Source organism: Micromonospora sp. CPCC 205558 (assembly GCF_036902955.1).
Lineage (GTDB): Bacteria > Actinomycetota > Actinomycetes > Mycobacteriales > Micromonosporaceae > Micromonospora.
Genome location: NZ_JBAKHR010000029.1, coordinates 45521 through 68685, shown reverse-complemented (window position 1 = coordinate 68685; position 23165 = coordinate 45521). Strand labels below are relative to the sequence as shown.

Below are 23165 nucleotides of genomic sequence, written 5' to 3'. Positions count from 1 at the left end.
ACGATCCGAGGAGACGCTGATGAGTGGCGCGGTGGAGGATCCCCCGGCCGGTGGCCTGATCGGCTTCTGCTCGGACGGCGTACGCGAGGTCTGCCGTCTGGACGGCCCGGCGGCCGGCTGGCTGGTGACCGGAGGTGAGGCCGACCTGTTCGCGGTGCGCCGGGCCGGGATCAGCCCCTCGCGTCGGCACCATGTGGCCCGCCTGCCGGCGGGTGGCCTGGTGCCGACGTCCACCGCGATCGGCGCGTGGCAGTTGATCCTGGTGCCGTTGCCCGGCACGGAGCTGCGCGGGCTGTCCCGGCGTCACCTGTCCCTGCTGGAGCGGCATGTTCGGCTCGGTCGGGTGGCGGACGAGGGTGCGTCGCTGCGGGCGCGGGCCGCCGCGACGGAGCTGGTGGCGGCGGTGGATCTGGTGCTGGTCACCGTCGCTGACGCGTTGCGCCGGGGGCAGGCGCCCCGGCAGGCGTCCACCCTCCGTGGACGCGAGATCGTTTCGCTGGCGCAGGGGAGCGCCCTCACCTCCACCGGCGGGGCGTGGTGGCTGCGCAGCGCCGGCGGGCAACTGCGACGCAACGACGGTGGCCCGGCGGAGATGTCGGGGGAGCGGGAGTTGCTGCTGGTCGCCGAGCGGGACTGGGTGGTGGCCGAGTCGCCGTGCGCGGTGGAGAGCCACGGCAGCTGGGACCTGCTGGTCAACGGTCAGCTCCGGTCGGCCGTCGACCAGCATGTGGCCCGGCTGCTGCGGATGGTGGAGACCCGGATCGAGGAGGCCGACGCGGCCCTGTTGAGCGCCGTGCGGCGGCGCCGGGAGACCGACGCGGCGATGCTCGCTGCGGCGGCCCGCCGGTCGATCGGGGTGATCGGCGCGGGCGGTGGGGTTCCGGTTCCCGATGACGAGGCCGGCTTCGACAGGTACGGGCGGGCGGCTTCGGTGGTGCGGGTGGTCACCGAGGGGATGGGCAGCCCGATCAACGAGCCGGCCGACCGCAGCCGTGCGCCGCTGGACGACCGGGCCGCGGTGCACGCGGTGACCCGGGCGTCCAGCCTGTTCCTGCGTGAGGTGCGGCTGCCGGACCGGTGGTGGCGGCGGGACCTGGGGCCACTGGTGGGGTGGCGGGTCGGTGACGACCCGGAGCGCGCCGTCGCGGTGCCGCTGGTGTTCCGCCGGGGTCGCTACCACCACGTCGACCCGGACACCCGGGCGTACGCTCCGATCGACGCGACAGTGGCCGCCACGTTCGCCGCCGAGGCGACCGAGGTGCAGGCGCCGCTGCCGCCGACCGCTCGGATGCGCCACCTGGTGCGGGCCGGGCTGGTCGGTGCGTCCCGCGACGTGCGGGGTCTGCTGTTCGCCGCCGCCTGCGTGGCACTGCTGGGCCTGGGCGTGCCGTTGGCCACCGGCGAGGTGCTCGGCCAACTGGCCCGGCAGGGTGAGGTGACCGGCCTTGTCGGTTTCCTCGCGCTGATGCTCAGCGCCGCGGTGGTCGCGGGGCTGGTGGGTGTGGTGCAGAACCTGCGTCTGCTGCGGTTGGACGGCCGGATGCAGTCCGGCGCGCAGCTGGCGATCTGGGACCGGTTGATGCGGCTGCCGGCCCGGTTCTTCGCCGGTCGCAGCAGCGGTGAGATCGCCAACTCGATGTTGGGGATCTCGTTCGTCGGTGAGGCGTTGAGCGCGCTGTTGCCGCAGCTCGTCACGGCGGCTGCGACCGTCGCGGTGACCCTCGGCATGCTCCTGGTGGTCGAGCCCGTGCTCGGGCTCTGGGGAGCGGGGATCGTCGCCGTCACCATGCTGACCTTCGGCGGCTTCGCCGTGCTGATCGTCCGCCAGCAACGGTCCGCGTTGCCGGCCGAGCACCGGGCGGCGGCGATGACCAACCAGTTGCTCGGCGGCATCGTCAAGATCAAATTAGCGGCGGCCGAAACTCGTGCCCACGCACGCTGGTCGGAGGTGGCCGCGACGGCCCGAGCGGCGCTGCAACGGGTCCGGCAGAGCCAGGCGGGCCTGGTCGCTTTCGGCACCGTGCTGCCGGTCGCTGGTCAACTGGTCCTGTTCGCCGTGCTGATGGGGCCGCTCGCCGGCCGGGTCGCGCCGGCCGACTTCTTCATCCTCAACGTCGGGTTCGCGATGCTCCTGGGCGCGTTGCTGGTGCTGGTGTCGGCCGGGGTCGAGGTGATCGCGGCCGTGCCCCGGCTGGGCGGCCTGCGGGAGATCCTGCGCGCCGACCCCGAGGCGCGGCCGGACCGGGTGGACCCGGGCGAGTTGCGCGGCGAGATCGCGCTGCACCGGCTCACCTTCGCCTACCAGGCGGACGAGCCACCGGTGCTCACCGACATCGACCTGCACGTCCGTCCGGGTGAGTTCGTGGCCATCGTCGGACCGAGTGGCTGCGGAAAATCCACACTGCTCCGGCTGCTGCTCGGCTTTGAACGCCAGCAACAGGGCGCCGTGCTCTACGACGGCCAGGACCTCTCCGAGCTCGACGTACACGCGGTCCGCAGGCAGTGCGGGGTGGTGCTGCAGGATGGTCAGCTCTTCGCCGGCTCGGTACGCGACAACATCTGCGGGGCCGGCAGCTTTCCCCTCGACCAGGTCTGGGAGGCGGCACGGATGGCCGGCCTCGCCGATGACCTGGAGGCACTGCCGATGGGGATGAGCACGATGGTGCCGTTCGGGGGTGGGACGCTCTCGGTCGGGCAGCGTCAGCGGGTGCTGATCGCCCGCGCGCTGGCGCCGCTACCCCGGATCATCTTCCTCGACGAGGCCACGAGCGCTCTGGACAACCGGACCCAGGAGGTGGTCAGCCGGAGCACCGCGGCCCTGGCCGCGACCCGGGTGGTCATCGCCCACCGGTTGTCCACGGTCCGCGCGGCGGACACCATCGTCGTCCTGGAGGCAGGGCGGATCGTCCAGCGGGGCAGCTTCGACGAGTTGATGGACGACCCGGACGGGCTGTTCCACCGGTTGGCGCGGCGGCAACTGCTCACCGAACCGCAACGGTCCGACGCCGTGCCGGAGGGCCGACAGGCGGACGGCCAGCCCGCGACAAGCTGACGGTCCGGTCAGCCGTTGTCGATGACCGTGCTGTCCTCCAGGCACACGTCCGCGTCGAGGTGGTTCTCCAGCAGCTCGGCGATGTGCGCCTCCGACTGGTTCTCCACGGCGAGCCGGAACGCCTCGGTGAGCACGTTGACCACGCCCTGGGTCAGCAACAGGGTTTCCCGGTCGAGATCGGCCCAGGACGATCGGGCGTCGCTGCGTACCAGCTCCGGAGCGAGCGTCAGGAGCCGGGCGGTGACGGCGGCGACCAGTTCGTCGGCGACCGGCCGGAGGCTGTCCAGCACCTCGCTGAGGGTCTGCAGTGCCGGTACCGTGCCCACTCGTACCCGATGCAGGTCCAGGGCGGCGCGCAGCGGGCGTGGCCGGACGGTGCGGACGGTGCCGTCGGCGGTCCGGCCGATCACACCGTGCCGGGTCAGTGCGTGGGCCAGCGCGGGCCGGTCGGCGGTCAGGCGTTGCAGCATCGCGGTGAGCCCGTCAGGGGCCTCGTCACTGGCCCGGACCCCGAGCATCGCCTCGATGGACACCAGGTTGAAGCCCTGTCGTTGCAGGGCGAGGATCGCGTCCAGCCGGCGGACGTGGGAGTCGTCGTAGAGCGCGGCCCGACCGCGCCGCACCGGCGGGGGCAGCAGCCGTCGGGCCTGATGGGCTCGGATGTTGCGCGGCGACATGCCCACCTTGCGGGCGAGCTCCTCCACGCTGTACCCGACCGGGCCGGCGGGCGCCGTCGTCGTCACCTCGTCGATGGTCACGGTGGCCTCCGGCAGCACTCGGTGACGGAACACGGCAACCCCGTCGAACCGCTGTCACGCTGAGCGGTCCGCCGATCGCAGCGTAAGGGTGGACACCGGGCGGGTAACAGGCGAGGAATTACTACTTGTCCATTGTGGTGAAAATCATTAGGATCACCATCCGCCGCAAGTTGCTGATTCCCAATTACCCGGCTTTCGCCGCAGCGCGACCTTTTCGCGGCCACATTCGATGAAATTCCCGCTCTCCGAGCCGACCGGATCCACCGGTGACCCACGATGAAGCGAAACCGGCGGCCCGGAATCTCCCGCGCTGCCTGTCGCCGCCACCGGCGGTCGACAATCGAAGGGAGCAGGGTGTGACACCTGTCGATCGAGCGGTCTTCGTGGCCGCGTACAGCCGGCTGGTCGCCGACGTCTGGGCGGACCCGGCCAAGGAGCAGGCGCTGGACCGGGACCCGCGGGGCTTCCTCGCCGGCTACGGGCTCCAACTGTCCGAGGATGTGCAGGTCCGGGTGGTCCGGGACGTCACCGACGCCGATCCGGATCTGGAAATGCAGGTCGAGTCCTGGCAGCAGGCGGGCAGCACCGGCATCTTCGTTCTCGTCGTGCCGTCGCTGCTGCCGGTGGCTCAGGCCGAACTGGCCGAGGACGAGTTGGACAGCGTCGTCGCCGGCCTGGACCCCAGCTGTGCCTGCTGCTGCCCGTGCTGCTGCACCTGACACCGAACTCTGCCGCCCATTGGCCGGCGCGGCAGATTCTGATGGCAGTCAGACGAAATCGTTGATTGTCGAAGCTCGATCTTCGTAGCGTTCTCGCCACGGCGATCACACCCCGTCTTGCAGCCACCCGAGGAAAGGACCGAACGATGAGCAACGACGAACAGGAATATGGCGCGAGGTTCGTGACCAAGTATTCGGAACTGGTCACCGCAGTGTGGCGCAGCGACGAGGAACTGCAGCGCCTGCTCGCCGACCCGACCGGCTACGCGACGGCAGCCGGCCTGCCGGTCGCCCCCGGCGCCCGGGTCGAGGTCGACCGCGCCCAGCCCGCCACGCTCTACACCAAGGATCAGATCGTCGCCGACTGGGCCGGCACGCCCGGCCTGCACGTGCTGCACGTGCCCGAGGTGCCGCTGGTCGACCTCAACGAGCTGACCGAGGCCGAACTGGAGACGGTCGCCGGCGGCGTGGCCCCCATCGCCGACAACAACGTCAACATCATCGCCGTCCTCATCCTCTGAGTTCCCCACCCCCCGCCGGGAGCCTCGATGACTGACACGACCGAGACCATCGCGTTCCGATCCGGCACCTACCGGACGGCCACCGTGGAGCAGACCTGGGAGCGGGTCGGGTGCCTGCTCGACCGGTTCCGGATCACCCGGGTCGCCGACATCACCCGGCTCGACGAGATCGGCCTACCGGTGCACGTCGCCTACCGGCCGGTGGGAGCCACCATGGCGGTGAGCGTCGGCACCGGCGCCACGGCGACGCAGGCCCGGGTCAGCGCGGTCATGGAGAGCATCGAGTCCTGGCATGCCGAGAACCTCCGGCCGGGGACCGTCGTCCGGTCCCCGGCGGAGGCGCTCGACCTGCCGTACGACGTGCGTTGGCTGCACCTGGCGGAACGGTCACCCCTGACCCCTGCCATCGAGCTCGACTGGGTGGCCGGCCGTGGGCTGGTGACCGGCGCGCGTTGCCTGGTGCCCCGCGCCACCATCGAACTCGACTTCACCATCCGGCGTGGCTGGGACCGCGCCCTGTTCACCCCCAGCAGCAACGGGCTCGCCACCGGGAACACCTTCGCCGAGGCCAGCCTGCACGCTCTGCTGGAGGTCGTCGAACGCGACTGCATCGCCCCGTACTGCACCTCACCGTTGGCCGAGCGCACCTACGCCGACCCGGGCACCGCCACCAACGCGATGACCCGCACCGTGCACGACGCGCTGGTGCGGGCCGGCTGCTGGGTGGAGGTCTGCGACATCAGCAACGCGGTCGACGTGCCCTGCTACGCCGCCTCGATCTGGTCCGAGGACCTGCCGGTCACCTTCGGCGGCTTCGGCTGCCACCTGGACCCGGAGATCGCCGTCGGTCGAGCCATGGCTGAGGCGGCGCAATCTCGGCTGGTCATGGTCTCCGGAGCCCGGGACGACATCGACGCCACCGCGTACCAGGATGTCGGCGCGCCGCCGGTGCCGCCACCAACCGTCGACCGGCCCGTCCGGCCGGTCCGCCGGGACTCGCCACCGGCGGGGGACGTGACCCAGGTGCTGCGCGAGCTGGCGACGCGGGTGCAGCGGGTAACCGGCGTCGAGCCGTTCAGCGTCGACCTGACCCACGACGACATCGGCATACCGGTGAGCAAGGTGTTCGCCCCCGGCCTGCGGATGTTCGACGAGCGGGCCCTGAGTACCCGACCGGGAGTGCCCCGTGACTGACGTCGTCTTCATCGGTCCGAGCCTGCCGTCCGACGAGGTCGGTCGGCTGCTGCCCGACGCGGTGGTGCTGCCGCCCGTCGCGCACGGCGACCTGCTCCGCCTGGACGTCGCCCCCGGCGACCGGGTCCTCGTCATCGACGGGTTCTTCCTGCAACACCCGCCGGTCCGCCACCGGGAGATCCTCGACCTGCTCGACCGTGGCGTGACAGTGGCCGGCGCCGCCAGCATGGGCGCGCTGCGCGCCGCCGAGCTGTGGCCGTTCGGGATGCGTGGCGTGGGCGAGGTGTTCCAGCTCTACCGCGACGGGGTCGTCACGGGCGACGACGAGGTGGCCGTCGTGCACGGGCCCGCCGAGGACGGCCACCGCGCCATGAGCGTCCCGCTGGTGAACATCCGGGTCGCGCTGCGCCGTGCCGTCGCGGCCGGCGTGCTCAGCGACGCCGAGGCTCTGCTGCTGCTGGAAATCGGCCGGGACCTGCCCTTCCGCCGGCGGTCGTACCGGGCGCTGGAGCGCAGCGCGCCACCCGAGGCGGCGGGCGTGGTGGACCGGTTCCTGACCTGGCACCGGCAGGACCCGTGCGACGCCAAGGGCGCCGACGCGCGGATGTTGCTGTCGATGGCGGCGGACAACGCCCCCGAGCTGTGCCCGGCGCACGCCGGCGACCAGCCGATCGACAACCTGCACACCCGCTTTCTCGACAGCTGGCGCGCGCGGTTCGCCGGCGAGTCGGTCGGCGGGCACTGGGTCAGCGACCGGGAAGCCGCCGCGGTGCTGATGCTGCTGCATCCCGAGTCGGCGACCTGGCACCGGCGGGCGGTGCTGGCTGGGCTGGCCGAGGTCGACATCGCCGACCCGATGGTCGAGGAGCGCGCCAGCGAGGCGGCAAACCTGCGAGGGCTGACCGGTGCGCCGCCGAGCGGATGGGACTGGCTGACCGACCGGGAACGCGGTCTCGACGACCGCGAAGCGGTGCTGCGGGTGCTGGTGCGCGCGTTCGGTACCACGCCGTACCGCAGCCTGGCACTGTGGATGGTCGCGACGCCGCTGCGCACCCCCGCGTTGCTCGCCGCGGCACGGCAGGTCGCGGCGACCGCGGCGTCGTTGAACGAGACGCTCGTTCCGCGGACCACGGGGCGTCGCCGCCCGGGTGGTCGGCTGCACTTCCGCACCGAGATCGTCGACGCGTGCTTCGCGCGGCTGTGGGGCTGTGCCGCCGACGGGCTGGAAGCGGCGGCGTGGGACCGGGGCTTCGTCGACCTTGCGTCGTTCCGGTACGCCGCCGAACCGTTGGTCGCGTACGTCAAAGCGTTCGGCGCCCCGCGACTGCCCGCCGTGGGCACGCGCACGCAGGAGGACACCCTGGCCGGTTCAGCGGCCCGGGTCGGCTGAGGAGGAGTCGATGAGCGGCACGGTGAAGGCGGCACTTATCTACCCCCCGCTGACCGATCCCACCTCGGGATACCACTCCCTGAACTACCTCGATTCGTACGCCCGGGCACAGGGGCACCGGCCGGCGGAGATCATCGACGCCAACATCGAGGCGTTCCACCACTCGTACACCCCGTCGGCGTACGACTGGCTTCGGCGGGAGCTGTCCCGGCTCTCGATCGACGATCTCAGCGGCCCGGACGCGCTGATGGCCCGGGCGAACCAGCTCGGCCTGCCCGACCCGGATCCGGAGCGGCTGCGTCGGTCGATCGGGGTGCTGCAGGATCCGACCCTGTTCTACGACTACCGGCACTACCAGGACGCCGTCGAGGGCGTGATCTCCTGGATGGACGCGCTCGGCACTGTCGGCTTCCCCGGGCAGTTCCACGCCGGCTTCCGGCTCCACCCGCCGCCGATGATCTCGATCGGCTCGGTCGCCGCGCTGACCGACGAGGCGCTGCTCGCCCGCCTCAACCGGCCCTTCCTGCCGTACTACGAGGACGTGCTGATCCCACGGCTGGCCGCCGGCGGGCACCAGGTGATCGGCATCAGCGCCACGTACCAGTGGCAGTTGCCCTTCGCGCTCTGGATCGCCCGACTCGTCCGGCAGGCCTGCCCGGACGTCTTCCTCATCGCGGGTGGCACGGAGATCTCCGACGTCTGGAAGTGCGCCAGCAAACCGGAGTACGTCTTCCAGGTGCTGGCCGACTTCGACGCGATCGTGGTCGGCGAGGGGGAGAGCGCGTACACGGAGATTCTGGACTCGGTGGCGGCCGGCACCCTCCCGGCTGGGCACCCCAACGTCCGACTGCACCCCAAGTACGGCCGTCAGCGTCAACTGCCCCTGCGCTACGAACGCCTGGCGCAGGTGCCGGTGCCGGACTTCTCCGGTCTGCCCTGGGACCTCTACCTCAGCCCGGAGCGGTTCGTCTACTACTCGCCGACCCGCGGCTGCTACTGGAACAAGTGCACGTTCTGCGACTACGGACTGAACACCGACGGCCCCACCAGCCCATGGCGGCAGGACACGGTGGGCACCATGATCGCGGACGTCACCGAGTTGTCGAAGTTCGCCAAGTTCATCTACTTCTCGGTCGACGTGCTCGCTCCCGCGACCATCCTGCGCTTCGCCGAGCAGGTCGTCGAGCGAGGGCTGGACTTCCGCTGGGGTGCCGAGATCCGGCTGGAGAAGTACTGGTCGGACGAGCGCTGCGAGTTGCTGAGGCGCAGCGGCTGCGTGGCCATCTCGGTCGGCTTCGAGTCCGGTAACCAACGCATCCTCGACCTGATCGACAAGGGCACGAAGCCGGAGCAGGTACGCCGCACCATGACCGCAATGACCAAGGCCAACATCGGCGTGCAGATGATGGGCTTCACCGGTTTCCCCACCGAGACCCGCGAGGAGGCGCTGGACAGCGTCACCTTCCTGCGTGACAACCCGGACCTGTGGACCCTCGGCGGGCTCGGCGACTTCATGCTGACCCCGGGGGCCATCGTCGCGAAGGAGCCGGACCGGTTCGGCATCACCAATGTGCGGCCGGTGGAAGGTTCGGACATCGTCCGGATGCTCAAGTACGACGAGCCGGTGACCGAGGCGGCACAGGCCGAGGTCGCCCAGGCCAAGGCCGGCCTGAACCCCGGGCACTACCACCGTCCGTGGCTGGGCAGCACCGACACCCCGCACACGTTCTTCTACCACGACCGGTACGGCACGGCGGTGCGCGGCGTCCTCGCCAACGACCGGGTTCGGCACGACACCGACGACCAGACCGAGTTCCTCGCCAACGGCTCCTTCGTGGACCGCGACGACGAGCAGGTCTGGGAGGCGTACCGGCGGATCCGGTCCGACGAGCAGGAGGGCGTCCCGGGCGACCTGCCGGCGGACCGGCATCTGTTCCGGCGGGTCGACGGTCAGGTGTTCGCACTCAACCGCAGCAGCCGGCTGTTCCTGGACCTCTTCAGTGCGCCGCTCACCCTCGCCGAGGCGCAACGTCGACTGTGGATCGTCGAACCGACGGTCGCCGACCGGGTCTGGCGGACCTTCATCGGGCAGCGGCTGATCCGACGGCATCGGCTCCCGGCCGAACCGGCGCGGTGAGCCGACCGCCGGGGCGGGGCATTCCTCCCAGACGCTCGAGCCGGCTCGGGGACGGGCGCGTGAACCCTCAGGCCGTCGCGGCGCTCATCGCGATTTCGCCGTTCACGCCGGCCGGGTAGAAGCCACCCGAAGTCGCCGGGGTCGGGCTCAGGTACACGATGTTCAGAACGGACTGGGCCGTTCGGCCGTAGCACATCCCGTTTTCGTCGGTCGGGATGAAATTCGGGTCCGCCGCCGTGCCGACACCCTGGTCGTCATCCGTCGGACCATCAAGACTGTTGCGCGCGTCAGAGATCTTTCGCACCGAGTCAAACACCGTGTCGTCGGTGAGACCGGCGCTGTAGAGCGCGGATCGGACAATCCCCGCGTGGTACGCCTCGGTGGCCAAAAGGCCGGCTGCGGCATCAAGGTACGTTTTGTTGGACAGCAGCGACGCGGAACCCTTGAACGCCGACACTCCGACGTCTTCGAAGAGGAACGCCGCAAAGAGGAAGTTGAGGTCGTTCGCGTACGGATCAAAGCTTTCGCCCTGCTTGATGAGACCAGCGGCAGTCGCCGCCGCAGTGAAGCTCGTGTCCAGCGAAATCGCGGGACGAGCGACAGCGGCGTTGCCGAGCGCGGACCGCAGGAAGGCCACGTGCTGCATCTCGTCGGAGGCGATCTCCTTCGCGAACCTCTGCACGAAGTTGCTGCTGAAGTTGACTGACCCTCCGCCGGACACCTCACCGCGTACCCCGGTGCCGGTGGTCATCTCGTCGGGAAGCCCGGATCCTGTCGTTGCGCGGAGATAGAACTCAGCTTCGAGATATTCGAGATTGAGCGCGAAGTTGAGGATGGTCGCGTCGCTCGGCGAACCACCACCCGCCGGGTCGGCTGCGCACACCCCTGGATCAACCAGGGCCGTGAGCCTTCGCCGATCCGTTTCGGATTCTGCACTGCGTGACACCGCCTCTGAGATGAACCAGTTGTCCATGCTGCCTCCGTTTTGGCGCATCCAGGCCCTAGCTGTCCGTCTCGGCCGACCTGACTGGAATGGATGGCTCTCACGTTAATCGTGCGGACGAACTCAGGAATTGTTTGCGGAAAGGCGGTACGGGGTGAATCGAACGTCGACTACGCTCCGCGCCGTGCAGAAGTGCACCGGTCAGAGCGGACGCGGTAGCGCTATCAGCTCTGCACCGATCGCTGCGCGGCTCATTCCCGCCTTCTGAAGGGCGACCGCCCGACGACAGTGCTCAAGTCACGCGGCACGTGTTTCGGCGTTCGCACGGCGAGCTGCGGTAGGCACCAGGCGGCCGGACGGCCCGCACCAGGAGTGGGCGCCGGAGGGCACAGTTGCCCCAGAACGACGCCGGCGGCATTGTCGGGCAATGCCGTTCACGGATCTACGGGACGTCCGTTAGGAAAGCCTGTCGTCTACCCGACACCGCGTAACGGCTGGCGCGGTGTCGACGGGAGGGTGGGTGATCGGGCCTGCCGCCCGCACGTTGTGCCCTGGCCATGACAGAGGCCACCGGACGTCCGTCAGTCTATTGTGGTGCCTCGGCTGCCGTCGGGCGGCCGAGCGTTGATTGACGGTGAACGTTCGGTTGTCTTGGCCGACTGTCCACCTTGGTATGGTCCAGATCGATCCTTGGGGGGGCTATGTCGGAAACCGAACTTGTCAGATTTGTAGTCCGTGATGGCACCTCGGTCATTGTCGAGGTGGAGGAAGAGCGTCGCGGCTCAACTCCCGCCGGCAGGCGGGTGAATGGCGTCCGGGAGGCACGCGAGTTCTTCGAGGCGAATCTGAGCCATATCCGCGACGCGGCCGAAGCCGTCCTCGCCGACCTGCGTCGAGCGTCGAGCCCTGACGAGATCAAGATCGGATTCGGGGTGAAATTGACGACCGAGGTCGGCGCTGTGATCGCCCGCTCGGCCGTGGAGGGCAACATCTCGGTTGAGCTGCTCTGGCGACGCGACGACTCCACGGACACCCGCCAGCCATGACCGGCGTCGATGAGGTGTGGCGATTGGAGGTGACCGGCGCGACCACGGGATGTGGCTTCGCTGTCACGCCGACCCGCGCACTCACCTGCGCCCACCTCATCGATCCCGGCCAGCGGCAATGCCGGGTCGCCTCGCTGCCCGGCGCCCGTACGGTAGACATCCCCAGCGCATTCGACGGCAACGTCAACCCGGTGCCGGACGTTGCCACGATCGACATTGCCGGTCATCCGGCGGACGCGGTCGCGCCGATGGGGCCGGCGACCCGACCCGCTGTGGGAACGATCCTCGATCTCTTCGGGCTTCCCGACCGGGGCCAGGAGGGGCGTCGAAGTCAAGCGCGGGTGTCCGGCCCGAGCCGCACCGGCGAGTGGCTCCAGATCGACGCCGTCCATGGTCACACGGCGTGGGTCGAGCCCGGCTTCAGTGGCGGTGCCGCTACGGACGCGGCAACGGGACTCGTGGTCGGCATGGTCGTCAGCGCGGACCGGTCGCTCTCGGAGCGATCGGCCTGGATCATTCCTAACGACACCATCGTCAAGAGCGCGCCCTGGCTCGCCGCTGTGCTCGCCGATCCGCTCGCCGGAGACCCCGACTACGTCACCCTGCTGCGGTCTCTCAACGCCCGGCGCTACACCGCAGCCCTCGATCGGCTCCCCGATCTGCACAGCAGGCACCGCCGTAGCTCGGATCTGTACTACTACTGGGCACTCGTGCTGCTGCAGGGTGTCCGCCCGGCGAATCACTCCGGCGAGGTCGTCGACGGCATCGAGCGGCTGCTGGGCGAAGCATGCCGCCTCGACTCGGGCTCGGCTCACGCACGGGCGCTCCTGGCGCTGGTCCGTGAGGACTACTACCGCCTGCGCAGCCTGCCGGTGTCAGGTCACGCCAGTCAGCACGCACTGGTCACGAGCCGTGTGTCGACCGGCCACGCAACCGAAATCGTCAGCCACGTCCCGGCACCGGAGTGTCTGACCTGGCGCAATCTTTATCGTCGATCCATGGGATGAGGGGCATGACGCAGAACCACAGTAGGGAAGAGTTGGTACACAAGTACTTCAACCGGGTGCCACAGAAGCCCTCGTACATCGGGCCCCTGATCGCGCTCGGCGGCGGCGGCCTGCTCCTTGTCATCGGCCTCCTGTCGCTCGTCGGAGCCTCCAGCGACAGTGGGCCGACAGGGTTGGCGTGCCTGGGCTGCCTGGGCATCCTCGGCGGTGGTGCGGCCGTCGTCGTCGGTGGGATCAAGCTCGCCGCGTCGTACTCGGCCTACAATGCGGCAATCTCCGCTGCCTACCCCCGCGCCACCGATGCTCAGATGGACGGTTGGCTGCAGGAGGGTGAGAACTACGCGGCGGACGCCGGCCGGCGGCGTCTGAACCGCCACCCGGGCGAAGTCACCCTCAAGTGGGGCGAGAACCTTCTGATCTTCCACGGTCTGCCGCCGGACGGCCCGTGCCAGATCGCCCGCGGAGCTGACGGCGTCCTGCGTGCCTCGCTCTACAAGATCCTGGTCGTGTATCTCTCGAACTATCGGCTACTGACCTACGAGTCCATCCTCGACATGCGCACCGGCGCGACTGTCAGCGATGCCACCAAGGAATACCACCTGCAGAGCGTGGACGGGCTGGAGACCGCCAGTGACCGGGTGAACTTCTTCATCCCGCCGGCAAACCAGGCGCCGCTGCCCCCCGGCCAGCCGATGCCGCCGCACCAGGCGGTGACCGAGATCCCCACCGCCAGTGGGGGCATCGTGCATCTGACCGGCAGGCAGACCCTGCGGCTCATGGTCGCCGGACGGCCCGCCATCGAGCTGGTGATGGGTATTTCCGCGACCGACCAGATCCACATCGAGGGTGTCTCGGGCTCGACCACGGAGAGCATGATCCATACCCTTCGGGAATACCTACGCCGCCACAACGGCGGCACCTCGGGGCAACCGAGCGTGCCCACCAACCTCCCTCCGCTACCACCGCTCGGCTCGGAGTGACGCCGACGACGTGAGTGCGGTGACCACGACGGTTGACGGTGTTGGGGTCAGGCTGCGTCTGTAGCGGACTGGCCCCAACGTCGTCGCGACTCGATGCGTCCGGCGACCGGCCCTGGAATCACGAGTCTGTCGGCTGCCGCGGGCCGTCGCCGGATGCCTGGTGAATCGCTGGCGATGCCAGCTGACGCAGAGTGGGCACCGTGAGTCGACCGAGGCTCGCCACCTGGACCACTGGTGGCTGCCCGTGGTCACCGATCATCACCACCGGGCACCCGGCAGCAACCGCGCTGGCAAGGCCCGTGGGTGAGTCTTCTACGACGGCGCAGCGTGCTGGCGGAAGACCCAGCCGCCGCGCCGCCAACAGATACGGATCGGGTGCCGGCTTGGTCCGCTGCACGTCGTCGCCGCAGACCACAACGTCGAACCGGGGCGCGCCGCGATGAACCATGAGGGCGTCGAGGATGTATCGGCTGCTCGATGTGACGAGCCCGACGGGCACGCCGTCCGCTCGCAGAGCCGCGATCAGGTGCAGCCCTTCGGCGTGCCAACTCGTCGCGCCGTCACGGTAACGCTGCCGAACCGCCACCTCGACTTCCGCCACATCCTCCGCGGGGTCCAAGCCGGACCAGCCGAACCGGCGGTGAATCGTCGTGACGGCCTCCAGTGCGGTGAGGCCGAGCAGTCCATCTGTCGCCCCCGCCGGAACGGGCTGCCGCGCGTCGATCAGGGCCCCGAGAGCGGACCACCAGATCGGCGCGGTATCGACCAGGGTGCCGTCGAGATCGAACAGGACTGCCCACTCTTCCATGCCGGTCATGGTGCTCCTCGGCAGGCCACGAATCAACGCGTCATCCTGGCTGGGCCACAGTGCTGCCCGATACGATCGGCAAACCGCTTTCCCGACGGAGGATCTGCTGAATGTACCGGGTCGAGCAAGCGATCGCCTTCGTTCTCGGCCGGGCGAAAGCCGAGCCTGTCGGGCTTGCCTTCCTTGTCGGGGAGCGGCTGATGCTGACCTGCGCACACGTGGTGAATGCGGCGCTCGGCCGTTCCCTCCGACAGCCGGAAGGAGTTCCGAAGAACAGCCGTGTCTCGCTTCATTTCGCTCTGCTGGGGGCGTCGAACAGCTGGATCGAACGCAGCGCCGAGGTAGTGGCGTGGCTGCCGACCGGTGACGACTTCGACGTTGCGGACGTTGCGGTGCTCAGGCTCGGCGAGGGCCTTGCCGGCAGTGGCGCGGAACCGGTTCGCATCCGGGCGGATCTGACGGACCGCTACAACGTGGCGGTGCAGATGTGGGGGCCGGGTCAGGGGCGCGACCTGGGCAGGCATGTGCAGGGCCGGCTGCTCGGCGCGGTCGGCAAACACCGGTTGCAGGTCGATGAGGTGGTGCACCGGGTCTTCCGGGTGCAGCGTGGGTTCAGCGGCGGGCCGGTCTGGGACCCCTCCACCTCTTCGGTGCTCGGCATGCTCCAGGCGATCACCACTGACGACTCGGCCGAGGTGCTGGTGCTCGATGGCGCGTTGCTGGAGCGGGCGTTGGCCGCGGTCGCCACCGCGCGACCCGGGCTGGTGCTACTGCATGACCATGGCGAGGTTCACTACGACGGCACGCAATACACCCTGCGCCAACGGCGCCTGCTGCACCACGGCGGCGGCACGCCTCGTGCGAAGTACGAGATGAAAGTGTCCGTGCAGCGCTTTCTCAACGACGAAGCCGTGGGCAATCTGCGCCACCACGCGCAGCACCCACTCAGTGTCGAGGACCCCGTCCGGGACATCGACCTGCGAGCCTGGTGCATCTTCGACGGCGAATCCCATCCCATGGATGCCAAGCCGACAAAGGTGCGGCACGAGGAAATCAACTTCGACCTGTGTTTTCCCGGATCGAAATTGTTGGTCCCGGGGCAACAGGTTGTTGTCGAGTACACGTACCGCGTCAGTGACGAGATGTGGGGCCAGTGGTATAGGCGCAACATCAAACCGAATACCGACCGGCTCTCGGTAGAGGCGCACTTGCCGACAGAGTTGGAGCCGGAGTGCTGGGGCGTGACGTCGCTGCCGTCGGAGACGGACCTTGAACCCTTGCCGGACGTTGAGATGCGGGTCGAGGACGACCGCACGATCTACTCCTGGGACCGCACGGCAGAGGAGGACGACCTCGCCGAGGAGCGTCGCATCCGCCTTGACTGGTTCTTCTGGAAGCGCATCCCGGACAGCAGCGTCTGCGACGATGCGCCCAGCGTCCTTCGACAGTTCGGCATCAGGCAGTTGCGCAAGCCGGCCCGCGGGCGAAGGTTGTCGGAGTTGCCGGCCAAGACGAGGGCGATCAACTTCGAGTCGCCGAGCGATCGGCTACTGGCCGGGCGGGTGCTCGCGCACCTGCGCCGCGTCGCCGGATGGGTCAACCGATATCACTCGTTCAAACCCGAGGTGAGTATGGGGATCGCCGCCCCTCAACTCGGCATGGCGTACGCCATTGCGATCGTCAAGGAGCCAGGCTCACGGGACTTCATCGAGCTGGTGAACCCGAGCGTGGTCGAGCGGACCGACGAGGAGGTCCGTGACTATGAGGGATGCCTGAGTTTCTTCGACGTCCGGGGCATCGTCCAGCGCCCGTACGGTCTTCGCGTGCGTCATTGGACGGCAGAGGGCGACATGCGAGTTGTCGAACTCACGGGGGGCCTCGCCCGCAGCGTCGCCCACGAGATCGACCACCTGAACGGCAAGGTCTACACCGATGCTGACCGCATGCCCGACGGCGAGGGGCCCGTCGATGTCGCACGTTACCGTCGGCTCCGCGAGGGTGGCTTGTTCACTCCACAGGTGCCGCCGGAGCAGTTGAGTTGGCAGCAGCCGGAGGCTCACTCCGCCGCCACGTGATGTTCACGGTGAAGGTCGCCTCAGTGGTTCCCTTGGTGAAGATGAGGCCGGTCTCCCCGCCTATGGCCAGCCCGAGTTCGACGGAGATCTCGTCCGGTGTGGCCGCCGACCCGAGACGGTCGATGACCGTACGTAACGCGGGTAGTGCCCGCTCCAGGGAGGCGGCCAACGTGGTCGCCGACCACTGGCCACCCCCATCGCCTGCCGCAGCCAGTTCGATCCCTGCGATGTCGCGGCGGTCAACCACGACCTCGATGTACTCGTCGCTACCCTCGGTGACCGGAACCTTGAGCAGCACTGTGCTCATTCACCCTCCCTGAGCCCGCCGTGACGTGCGGTGTCCGTCGTCTGAGCAATGTGTAGCAGTCGATTGCCCGCCTGCGGAAGACGACGCGGGTCGCGACCGGTGTGGCGGGTCCGACCCAGGTCCAAGGCGCTGGCGTGGACGCATCGCGTAGGCCAGACTTGAGATCAATGGAGGGATGGGGGATGGGCGCCTCCGCTCAGGGTGAGGCAGCTGCGGCGTTCGTCCGGGAACTTGTCTACTGGCGGCACCACCGGGCCATGTCCAAGAAGACGCTCGCTGGCCGGATCGGGTTCGACCCTTCGTATGTCAGCCACATCGAGAGCGGGCGACACCAGCCCACCGAGGAGTTCGCCCGCCGCGTGGAGGCGGTGCTCGAGAGTGGGAACCGGCTCTGGCAGCGGTACGTCGCCTTCGCCGGCACCAAGCTCCAGCGAGGTCTGGGCCTGGCGCCTGCTCCCACCGCGATCCCGCCGCCGGCTGGCCCGCACCTGGTGATCGAGGAAGAGCTGGCTGCCCTCTCACTCGTCGATGGTTGGTACGAATGCCGGATCCGGCGCCACCTGCACAGCGTGGGCACCGAGCCGATCACCCGGCACACCGTGCAGATCGACATCGACCGGTTCCCCGAAGACCCGGAACGATCCATGGCGTTTCACGCTCGTCATCCGCTCAGCATCGACGAAGTCGACTTTCAGGCGTCGATCGGCGCCGACCAGCCTGAGCCGATGAAATGGAAGGTCACCCGTAGCCGAAACGCCTTCATGAAGATCGTTCTTATGTTCGGCACCGAGGAGGTTCCCTACCCGCTCTATCCTGGCCAGCGCACGTTGATCCACTACTCGTATCGGGTGCCAGAGTGGAAGTTTGGTGATTGGCTCCAGCGGGACATCCGCCTGCCCACCCGTCGGCTGACCATCCGGCTTACCTTTCCGTCCTCCAGCCATCCTGCGGTCTGGGGCACTGAGACGTCCTTCACCACCGACGTAGCGGCACGTGTGACTCCGTCTCCCCGAGAGTGTGACGGGCTGGTCGAGTACGAGTGGGAGGTGCCGCGGCCACGGTTACGCGCCCAGTACCGGCTGAACTGGCGCTACCCGACCTGAGCCGGCAGTGACTGGAGCAGTGCGCGCACGGCTCGGCGAGCGACCGACCCCGGGCCCCTGTCAACGGGGGCCTCAGAGGGTCAGCGGTCGCCAGGGCGGACCAGCCCGCTCTCATACGCGATGACCACGAGTTGGGCGCGGTCGCGGGCGTTCAGTTTGTGCAGCAGGCGACTCACGTACGTGCGGGCGGTGTCCGGGCTGAGGTGCAGGGCCGCGCCGATCTCCACATTCGACCGGCCGGTGCCCACCTGTGCCAGGACGTCGCGTTCCCGCCCGGTGAGCCCGGTCAGCCGGGCCGGGTCCGCGACAGGGGAGCGGGCCGCCGCGGCGATGACCCGCCGGGTCACCGCCGGTGACAGCAGCGCGTCCCCGCCGGCCACCACGCGGACGGCGTCCCGCAGGGCGTCGGGCGGGGTGTCCTTGAGGAGGAAGCCGGCCGCGCCGGCACGGATGGCCTCGAAGAGGTACTCGTCGTCGTCGAAGGTGGTCAGCATGACCACCCGGACGTCGGTCAGCGTCGGGTCGGCGAGGATGCGGCGGGTCGCCTCGATACCGTCGCCGCCGGGCATTCGGACATCCATCAGGACGACGTCGGGTCGCTGATCGCGAACGACTGCCACGCCGGTTTGGCCGTCGCCGGCCTCGCCGACCACCGTGACGCCCGAGGCGCGTTCCAGCAACGCGCGAAGGCCGGTGCGCACCAGGTGCTGGTCATCGACGAGGACGACGCGTACCTCGCTCATACCGCGACCCCGGCCAGCGGTAGGTGGACCGAGACCCGGAAACCGCCGCCGACGGTCTCGCCGGCCTCCAGGGTTCCGCCGAGCAGGGCAACCCGTTCCGACATGCCGCGCAGCCCCTGACCCGTCTCGACCGCGGTGCCGCCGGCGGATCCCCGGCCGTCGTCGACGACCTTCACCGACAGCCGGGCCGGGGTCGCCCGGATCGTCACCGTGGCGCGGGTGGCGTGGGCGTGGCGCAGCACATTGGTCAGTGCCTCCTGCACGATCCGGTAGACGGTGCTGCCGACAACCGCGGGCAGGGCGTCGACCGGGCCGTCGAGGTGCAGCTCGACCGGCAGCCCACCGCGGCGGACGCCCTCAACGAGCGTACGCAGCTGGCTGAAACCGGGGGCCGGCTCGCGCGGTCCGGGATCCCGACGCAGCGTGCCCAACGTGGCACGCAGCTCGGCCATGGCGCTGCCGCTCACCGCGTGGATCGCGGCCAGGGCGGCCTCGGCCTGCCCGGTTTCGGCATCGGAGAGCGCCTCCCGCGCCACGGCCGCCTGCAGGGTGACCACCGACATCGTGTGTCCGAGCGTGTCGTGCACCTCCCGGGCGATGCGCAGCCGCTCGGCCTCGACCTGCCGTGCAGCCTCCCGGCGGCGTTCCTCGGCCGCCGAGGCGGCCTGCCGGGCCAACGCGACCCGCAGCGAACGCCGGTTGCGGACGGCGTCGCCGAGAGCGATGACAGCGAGCATCAGGGCCGCCTCGGAGCCGAGACCAGCACCGATCACGACGGAGATGTCGTCTCCCTCGATGAGCCGGGCCACCACCGAAACGGTCAGCAGACTCCCGCCGACGGCGACGGCCGGGACCACCCGGCCCCGCTGGGCCGCCACGTAGAGGATGGCGGCGGCCGGGGCGGCCACGCCGACCGGCGGCAGCTCCAGCGCGTAGTAGCCGAGGATGCCGGCTGCTGTCGCCAGCAGCGCCGGGACCGTCCAACGCCGGGCCACCAGCAGAAGTACGGCCAATCCGACCCCGAATCCGCCGGCCAGCGCCACCTGGGAGGTTGACGCGTCCTCGGTCACGACCGCCGCCGTGACCAGGCTCAGGACGGCCACAGCGAGCAGCGCCTCGGTACGGGTGGGTGAGGTGGCCTGCACGTTCGTGAGCCTAAGTCGGTGTGGGTCCGCGCCGCTGCCGTCCGCAGGCAACACCCCCGCCCCGGCAGGTACGTCGAGAAGCGATGCCAGCTCGCGCGCCCGCGCGGCAGACGGTCCCGGACCGGCGACCTAGCGTCGACGGCGACATGACAGATCGTGCCCGCAGGGGCCCGAAATCCGGGGGAGAAGTGCCGCTGTGTCCCGTATCAGGCTGACGTGGATCGTGCTCATCGTGCTCGTCTGGGCGGCGATGATGTCCTTCGGTGGGGTCGCGGCCGAGACCGTGATGCTCTACCCGAACATCTTCGGGGACGCACCCGCCTCGCTGGACCGGGCCCGCGAGTTCCTGGTCGCCGGTGGCCCGAGCGACTACTTCCCGCCGCTGGGCGCCTCGGTCGTGCTGACCAGCCTCGCCGCGACCGCCCTCACGTGGCGCAATCGGCGACTGCGGTGGTACGTAGCCGCCGCCGCGGCGGTCTTCATCGCCTGCGAGTTCCTGTTCTCGGTCGTGTTCTTCTGGCCGCGCAACGAGATCATGTTCGTCGACCCGGTCGGCACGCACTCCCCGGATTACCTGCGCCAGGTCGCCGAGGAGTTCGTCGCCGGCCACTGGGTACGCCTCGTCGGCGGAGCGGTGACATCCGCGTTGGCATTCACCGCGCTACTGCGCTTCGCCCGGGAAACCGCGCCGGTACGGGGCGAGCGATGAGCGCCGGACGTCGTACTCTCGGTTTCTCGTGGCCGGCCCTGGTCGCGCTCGCCCTGTTGGCCGCGCCGCGGGTGGTCCTGCACGACCTGCACGTCGTGGAGGAAGGGCAGGCCGCCGCCGTGCTGCTCGCGGTCGTACCGCTGATCTGTTGGGTGGTCGCCGTGCTGTGGCGGCGTCCGCCGCGCCTGTTCCTGACCGTTCTGGCAATCGGGGCGATCCACGGTGTGCTTCTCGCGGTCGGTCACCAGATTCTGTGGGACGAGGCGTTCGGAGCGACCGGGCCGAGACTCGGGGACTTCGACCCTCGGGCGCAGGAAGCGATCCTTCGGCTGGCGGCGGTGTTTTCCAGTCTCGTTACCGGGGTGCTTACCGGGGTGGTGACCGGGGCGGTGGCGGTGGTGCTGAGCCGCGTCGTCATCGGGCCGCGGCGCGCCACCGAGCGGAAGGTCGAGAAGGCGCGGTGCGGGCCGTAGACGCACCGGCGAGGGGGATGTAGGTGGTTGCGGGGTCCGTCCGGGCTGGCCGGGGTGGCGCGGTTGCGGCGAGTCATGCCGCTGGCCCTCCTGACGCAACTCCTTCCGCTGCGGTTCGTTGGTGCGACAAGGGGCGGACGGAGGCGGCGATGGCGGAGGGGCGGGGTGCCCAGCTGCTGCGTCCTCCGACGAGTTCGGGCCGTGCGACGTTTTTGGAGCTGTTCTTCGATCTGGCGTTCGTTGTGGCCCTCACCCGGGTCTCACAACGATTCGCCGCTCTCGGCGATGACACCGGCTGGGCGCTTGTCCTGGGGTTCGGGCGTACGCTGCTGCTCTTTTTGGCGCTCTGGCTGATCTGGTCGCACACCGCCTGGATCACCAGCCGTTACGAACCGGAGCGGCCGGTCATTCAGGCCGTCGTGATCGGCACCATGTTCGCCGGTCTGATCATAGCGGTGACGCTGCCGCGTGCGATGGAGGAGCGAGCGCTGCCGTTCACGGTCGCGTACCTGATGGTGATGGTGGTGCGGCCGTTGGTGATCGCCGCCGCGCTGCGTGGCCATCCGCGACGGCTGGTGCCGATCCGGCTTGCCGTGTGGGCTTCGGTGAGCGCGCCGCTGTGGTTGGCCGGCGCGTTGGGTCCGGATGACCTTTGCCTGCCGCTGTGGGTCGCCGCGCTCGCTGTCGACTACGGCGCGTGGGCCCTGGGTTGGCCGCTGCCGCGGCTGGGGGTCTCGAAGGTGGCCCGCTGGCGGATCGCGGGGACACATCTCGCGGACCGGTATCAGCAGATGTTTCTCATCGCACTCGGTGAGTCGATTCTGGTCATCGGCGTGGTTTTCAGTGGCGCGGACTATTCCAAGCTTCGGGCCGCTGCCTTCGCGGTCGCGTTCGCGACCAGCGCGCTGCTCTGGCGAATCTACTTCCACTGCGCCGGTCTGCTGCTGACCGATGCGTTGGGCCGGGTGGTCATGCCTGCTCGGCTGGGCTTGGCGTCGGAACGGACGCACCTGTTGATCGTGCTCAGCGTGCTCGTCACGGCGGTCGGTTACGAGTTGGTGATCGATCATCCGTTCGGGCGGATGCGGCCCAGTTGGCTGCTGTTCGTGGTCGGCGGTCCGATGCTCTTCCTCCTCGCTCGGGTGCGGTTGGAGTACGAAGTCTTTGGTCGGATCTCCCGTTCCCACCTGATCGGAGTGGTCGCCCTGCTGCTGTGCACTCCGGTGTTGGTCCTCTGGGCGCCGATGATCGGGCTGAGCATCGTGGCCGGAGTGCTGGCAGTGGTCGCGCTGGTCGACGCGTTGGGGAGGTGGGGACAGCCAGCGGATGTTCCCGCTTCACCGATCGGTGGGGCGATCGCCGATGTTGGCGACTCCGAGGCGTGACGCGCGGTCAGGCGCAGCCAACCCGGCGAGTCCTCGTACGCGTGCCTACTACTATTAGGTTGTAGCCTGATAGTGTTAGGCAGCGGTCAGGGGGGTCATGGAGAAGCGAGGGTTGACGCCGGAGCGTCTGACGCGAGAGGGGGCGGAGCTGGCCGACGAGGTCGGCTTCGACCAGGTCACCGTCTCGGCGCTCGCCCGGCGGTGCGGCGTCAAGCTCCCGAGCCTGTACTCGCACCTGTTGAACTCACAGGACCTCAGGGTCCGCATTGCGCTGTTCGCGCTGGAGGAACTAGCCGACCGGGTGGCCGATGCCGTCGCCGGTCGGGCCGGCAGGGACGCCCTGTCCGCTTTCGCCGATGCCTACCGTGACTACGCCAAAGAGCACCCGGGCCGCTATGCCGCCGCTCGGCTCCGGCTCGATCCGGAAACGGCCGCCGCCAGCGCTGGTGTCCGGCACGCGCAGATGGCGCGGGCGATCCTGCGCGGCTATGAGTTGAACGACCCGGACGCAACGCACGCGGTCCGGCTGCTGGGCAGCGTCTTCCACGGCTACGTCAGCTTGGAACTGGCCGGCGGTTTCGCGCACAGCGCGCCCGATGAGCAGGAATCCTGGGACTGGATCGTGGATTCACTCGACGCGCTGCTACGCAGCCGCAGCAGTTCCTGACGA

21 protein-coding genes are annotated in these 23165 nt (G+C 69.3%); 15 read left to right on the top strand and 6 right to left on the bottom strand.

The annotated features are described in order from the left end of the window. Positions 1-19 precede the first annotated feature (19 nt). On the top strand, positions 20-3052 hold the full coding sequence (locus V6U86_RS26965; protein WP_334507928.1) for an ATP-binding cassette domain-containing protein: 3033 nt from the start codon (positions 20-22) through the stop codon (positions 3050-3052). An 8-nt stretch (positions 3053-3060) separates the two neighbouring features. Here the strand turns inward: V6U86_RS26965 and V6U86_RS26960 are convergent, their stop codons facing one another. Next, positions 3061-3843 carry a MerR family transcriptional regulator gene (locus tag V6U86_RS26960; protein ID WP_334507926.1) on the bottom strand — a complete coding sequence of 261 codons (783 nt, stop codon included), beginning with the start codon at positions 3841-3843 and terminating at the stop codon, positions 3061-3063. Positions 3844-4166: 323 nt separating this feature from the next. On the opposite strand from V6U86_RS26960, the gene V6U86_RS26955 reads away from it, so the two are divergent. The 5 genes from V6U86_RS26955 to V6U86_RS26935 all read left to right on the top strand — a co-directional run bounded on the left by V6U86_RS26955 (position 4167) and on the right by V6U86_RS26935 (position 9771). Then, positions 4167-4529 (top strand): hypothetical protein, encoded by a 363-nt coding sequence (locus tag V6U86_RS26955; protein WP_334507924.1) that lies wholly within the window; start codon positions 4167-4169, stop codon positions 4527-4529. Positions 4530-4675: 146 nt separating this feature from the next. Next, positions 4676-5050: a class IIb bacteriocin, lactobin A/cerein 7B family gene (locus V6U86_RS26950; protein WP_334507921.1), complete on the top strand. Its 375-nt coding sequence runs from the start codon at positions 4676-4678 to the stop codon at positions 5048-5050. 27 nt (positions 5051-5077) lie between these two features. Continuing rightward, positions 5078-6244 (top strand): YcaO-like family protein, encoded by a 1167-nt coding sequence (locus V6U86_RS26945; RefSeq protein ID WP_334507920.1) that lies wholly within the window; start codon positions 5078-5080, stop codon positions 6242-6244. Beyond that, the gene (locus tag V6U86_RS26940; RefSeq protein ID WP_334507918.1) at positions 6237-7634 is read left to right on the top strand and encodes a TfuA-like protein; all 1398 of its coding nucleotides are present in this window, start codon (positions 6237-6239) and stop codon (positions 7632-7634) included. Before V6U86_RS26945 ends, V6U86_RS26940 begins: the two co-directional genes overlap by 8 nt. Before the next feature lie 10 nt (positions 7635-7644). Continuing rightward, on the top strand, positions 7645-9771 hold the full coding sequence (locus V6U86_RS26935) for a B12-binding domain-containing radical SAM protein (protein WP_334507916.1): 2127 nt from the start codon (positions 7645-7647) through the stop codon (positions 9769-9771). A gap of 67 nt (positions 9772-9838) precedes the next feature. Here the strand turns inward: V6U86_RS26935 and V6U86_RS26930 are convergent, their stop codons facing one another. Then, a complete protein-coding gene (locus V6U86_RS26930) occupies positions 9839-10744 on the bottom strand; it encodes a ferritin-like domain-containing protein (RefSeq protein ID WP_334507914.1) in 906 nt (301 codons plus the stop codon). A gap of 671 nt (positions 10745-11415) precedes the next feature. Here V6U86_RS26930 and V6U86_RS26925 point away from each other — a divergent pair. From V6U86_RS26925 to V6U86_RS26915, 3 genes are read left to right on the top strand one after another with little or no spacing between them, the layout of a single operon-like run. Beyond that, positions 11416-11760, top strand: coding sequence for a CU044_2847 family protein (locus tag V6U86_RS26925; RefSeq protein WP_334507912.1), 345 nt, complete (start codon positions 11416-11418; stop codon positions 11758-11760). Continuing rightward, positions 11757-12767, top strand: coding sequence for a S1 family peptidase (locus V6U86_RS26920; RefSeq protein ID WP_334507910.1), 1011 nt, complete (start codon positions 11757-11759; stop codon positions 12765-12767). Before V6U86_RS26925 ends, V6U86_RS26920 begins: the two co-directional genes overlap by 4 nt. Then, positions 12725-13747, top strand: coding sequence for a hypothetical protein (locus V6U86_RS26915; RefSeq protein WP_334507908.1), 1023 nt, complete (start codon positions 12725-12727; stop codon positions 13745-13747). Before V6U86_RS26920 ends, V6U86_RS26915 begins: the two co-directional genes overlap by 43 nt. A gap of 118 nt (positions 13748-13865) precedes the next feature. Here V6U86_RS26915 and V6U86_RS26910 read toward each other — a convergent pair whose 3' ends face one another. Continuing rightward, a complete protein-coding gene (locus tag V6U86_RS26910; RefSeq protein WP_334507906.1) occupies positions 13866-14564 on the bottom strand; it encodes an HAD family hydrolase in 699 nt (232 codons plus the stop codon). Positions 14565-14665: 101 nt separating this feature from the next. Here V6U86_RS26910 and V6U86_RS26905 point away from each other — a divergent pair, with 101 nt between their 5' ends. Then, positions 14666-16630, top strand: a complete 1965-nt coding sequence (locus V6U86_RS26905; RefSeq protein ID WP_334507903.1) for a peptide deformylase — start codon at positions 14666-14668, stop codon at positions 16628-16630. On the opposite strand, the gene V6U86_RS26900 is transcribed toward V6U86_RS26905, so the two are convergent. After that, positions 16563-16937 carry a CU044_2847 family protein gene (locus V6U86_RS26900; protein ID WP_334507901.1) on the bottom strand — a complete coding sequence of 125 codons (375 nt, stop codon included), beginning with the start codon at positions 16935-16937 and terminating at the stop codon, positions 16563-16565. The genes V6U86_RS26905 and V6U86_RS26900 overlap by 68 nt on opposite strands. Positions 16938-17119: 182 nt before the next feature. On the opposite strand from V6U86_RS26900, the gene V6U86_RS26895 reads away from it, so the two are divergent. Next, entirely contained in the window at positions 17120-18040 is a 921-nt protein-coding gene (locus V6U86_RS26895) for a helix-turn-helix domain-containing protein (RefSeq protein WP_334507899.1), read from the top strand. 80 nt (positions 18041-18120) lie between these two features. On the opposite strand, the gene V6U86_RS26890 is transcribed toward V6U86_RS26895, so the two are convergent. Beyond that, a complete protein-coding gene (locus tag V6U86_RS26890; protein ID WP_334507897.1) occupies positions 18121-18783 on the bottom strand; it encodes a response regulator transcription factor in 663 nt (220 codons plus the stop codon). Next, positions 18780-19928, bottom strand: a complete 1149-nt coding sequence (locus tag V6U86_RS26885) for a sensor histidine kinase (RefSeq protein ID WP_334507895.1) — start codon at positions 19926-19928, stop codon at positions 18780-18782. Before V6U86_RS26885 ends, V6U86_RS26890 begins: the two co-directional genes overlap by 4 nt. A 196-nt stretch (positions 19929-20124) precedes the next feature. Between V6U86_RS26885 and V6U86_RS26880 the strand changes: the two genes are divergently transcribed. The 4 genes from V6U86_RS26880 to V6U86_RS26865 all read left to right on the top strand — a co-directional run bounded on the left by V6U86_RS26880 (position 20125) and on the right by V6U86_RS26865 (position 23162). Continuing rightward, complete coding sequence (locus V6U86_RS26880) at positions 20125-20637, top strand: DUF1772 domain-containing protein (protein WP_334507893.1); 513 nt, start codon at positions 20125-20127, stop codon at positions 20635-20637. Beyond that, the gene (locus tag V6U86_RS26875; protein WP_334507891.1) at positions 20634-21110 is read left to right on the top strand and encodes a hypothetical protein; all 477 of its coding nucleotides are present in this window, start codon (positions 20634-20636) and stop codon (positions 21108-21110) included. The genes V6U86_RS26880 and V6U86_RS26875 overlap by 4 nt, the downstream gene beginning before the upstream one ends. 149 nt (positions 21111-21259) lie before the next feature. Next, positions 21260-22495, top strand: coding sequence for a low temperature requirement protein A (locus V6U86_RS26870; RefSeq protein WP_334507889.1), 1236 nt, complete (start codon positions 21260-21262; stop codon positions 22493-22495). A 112-nt stretch (positions 22496-22607) separates the two neighbouring features. After that, complete coding sequence (locus V6U86_RS26865) at positions 22608-23162, top strand: TetR/AcrR family transcriptional regulator (RefSeq protein WP_334507887.1); 555 nt, start codon at positions 22608-22610, stop codon at positions 23160-23162. Positions 23163-23165 lie beyond the last annotated feature (3 nt).

Bases quoted from the DNA above. Each gene is read 5' to 3' on its own strand.
- V6U86_RS26930 (WP_334507914.1), bottom strand. From the start codon at position 10,744: ATGGACAACTGGTTCATCTCAGAGGCGGTGTCACGCAGTGCAGAATCC.
- V6U86_RS26965 (WP_334507928.1), top strand. From the start codon at position 20: ATGAGTGGCGCGGTGGAGGATCCCCCGGCCGGTGGCCTGATCGGCTTC.
- V6U86_RS26875 (WP_334507891.1), top strand. From the start codon at position 20,634: ATGAGCGCCGGACGTCGTACTCTCGGTTTCTCGTGGCCGGCCCTGGTC.
- V6U86_RS26905 (WP_334507903.1), top strand. From the start codon at position 14,666: ATGTACCGGGTCGAGCAAGCGATCGCCTTCGTTCTCGGCCGGGCGAAA.
- V6U86_RS26920 (WP_334507910.1), top strand. From the start codon at position 11,757: ATGACCGGCGTCGATGAGGTGTGGCGATTGGAGGTGACCGGCGCGACC.
- V6U86_RS26900 (WP_334507901.1), bottom strand. From the start codon at position 16,937: ATGAGCACAGTGCTGCTCAAGGTTCCGGTCACCGAGGGTAGCGACGAG.
- V6U86_RS26910 (WP_334507906.1), bottom strand. From the start codon at position 14,564: ATGACCGGCATGGAAGAGTGGGCAGTCCTGTTCGATCTCGACGGCACC.
- V6U86_RS26925 (WP_334507912.1), top strand. From the start codon at position 11,416: ATGTCGGAAACCGAACTTGTCAGATTTGTAGTCCGTGATGGCACCTCG.
- V6U86_RS26935 (WP_334507916.1), top strand. From the start codon at position 7,645: ATGAGCGGCACGGTGAAGGCGGCACTTATCTACCCCCCGCTGACCGAT.
- V6U86_RS26890 (WP_334507897.1), bottom strand. From the start codon at position 18,783: ATGAGCGAGGTACGCGTCGTCCTCGTCGATGACCAGCACCTGGTGCGC.
- V6U86_RS26895 (WP_334507899.1), top strand. From the start codon at position 17,120: ATGGGCGCCTCCGCTCAGGGTGAGGCAGCTGCGGCGTTCGTCCGGGAA.
- V6U86_RS26950 (WP_334507921.1), top strand. From the start codon at position 4,676: ATGAGCAACGACGAACAGGAATATGGCGCGAGGTTCGTGACCAAGTAT.
- V6U86_RS26870 (WP_334507889.1), top strand. From the start codon at position 21,260: ATGGCGGAGGGGCGGGGTGCCCAGCTGCTGCGTCCTCCGACGAGTTCG.
- V6U86_RS26945 (WP_334507920.1), top strand. From the start codon at position 5,078: ATGACTGACACGACCGAGACCATCGCGTTCCGATCCGGCACCTACCGG.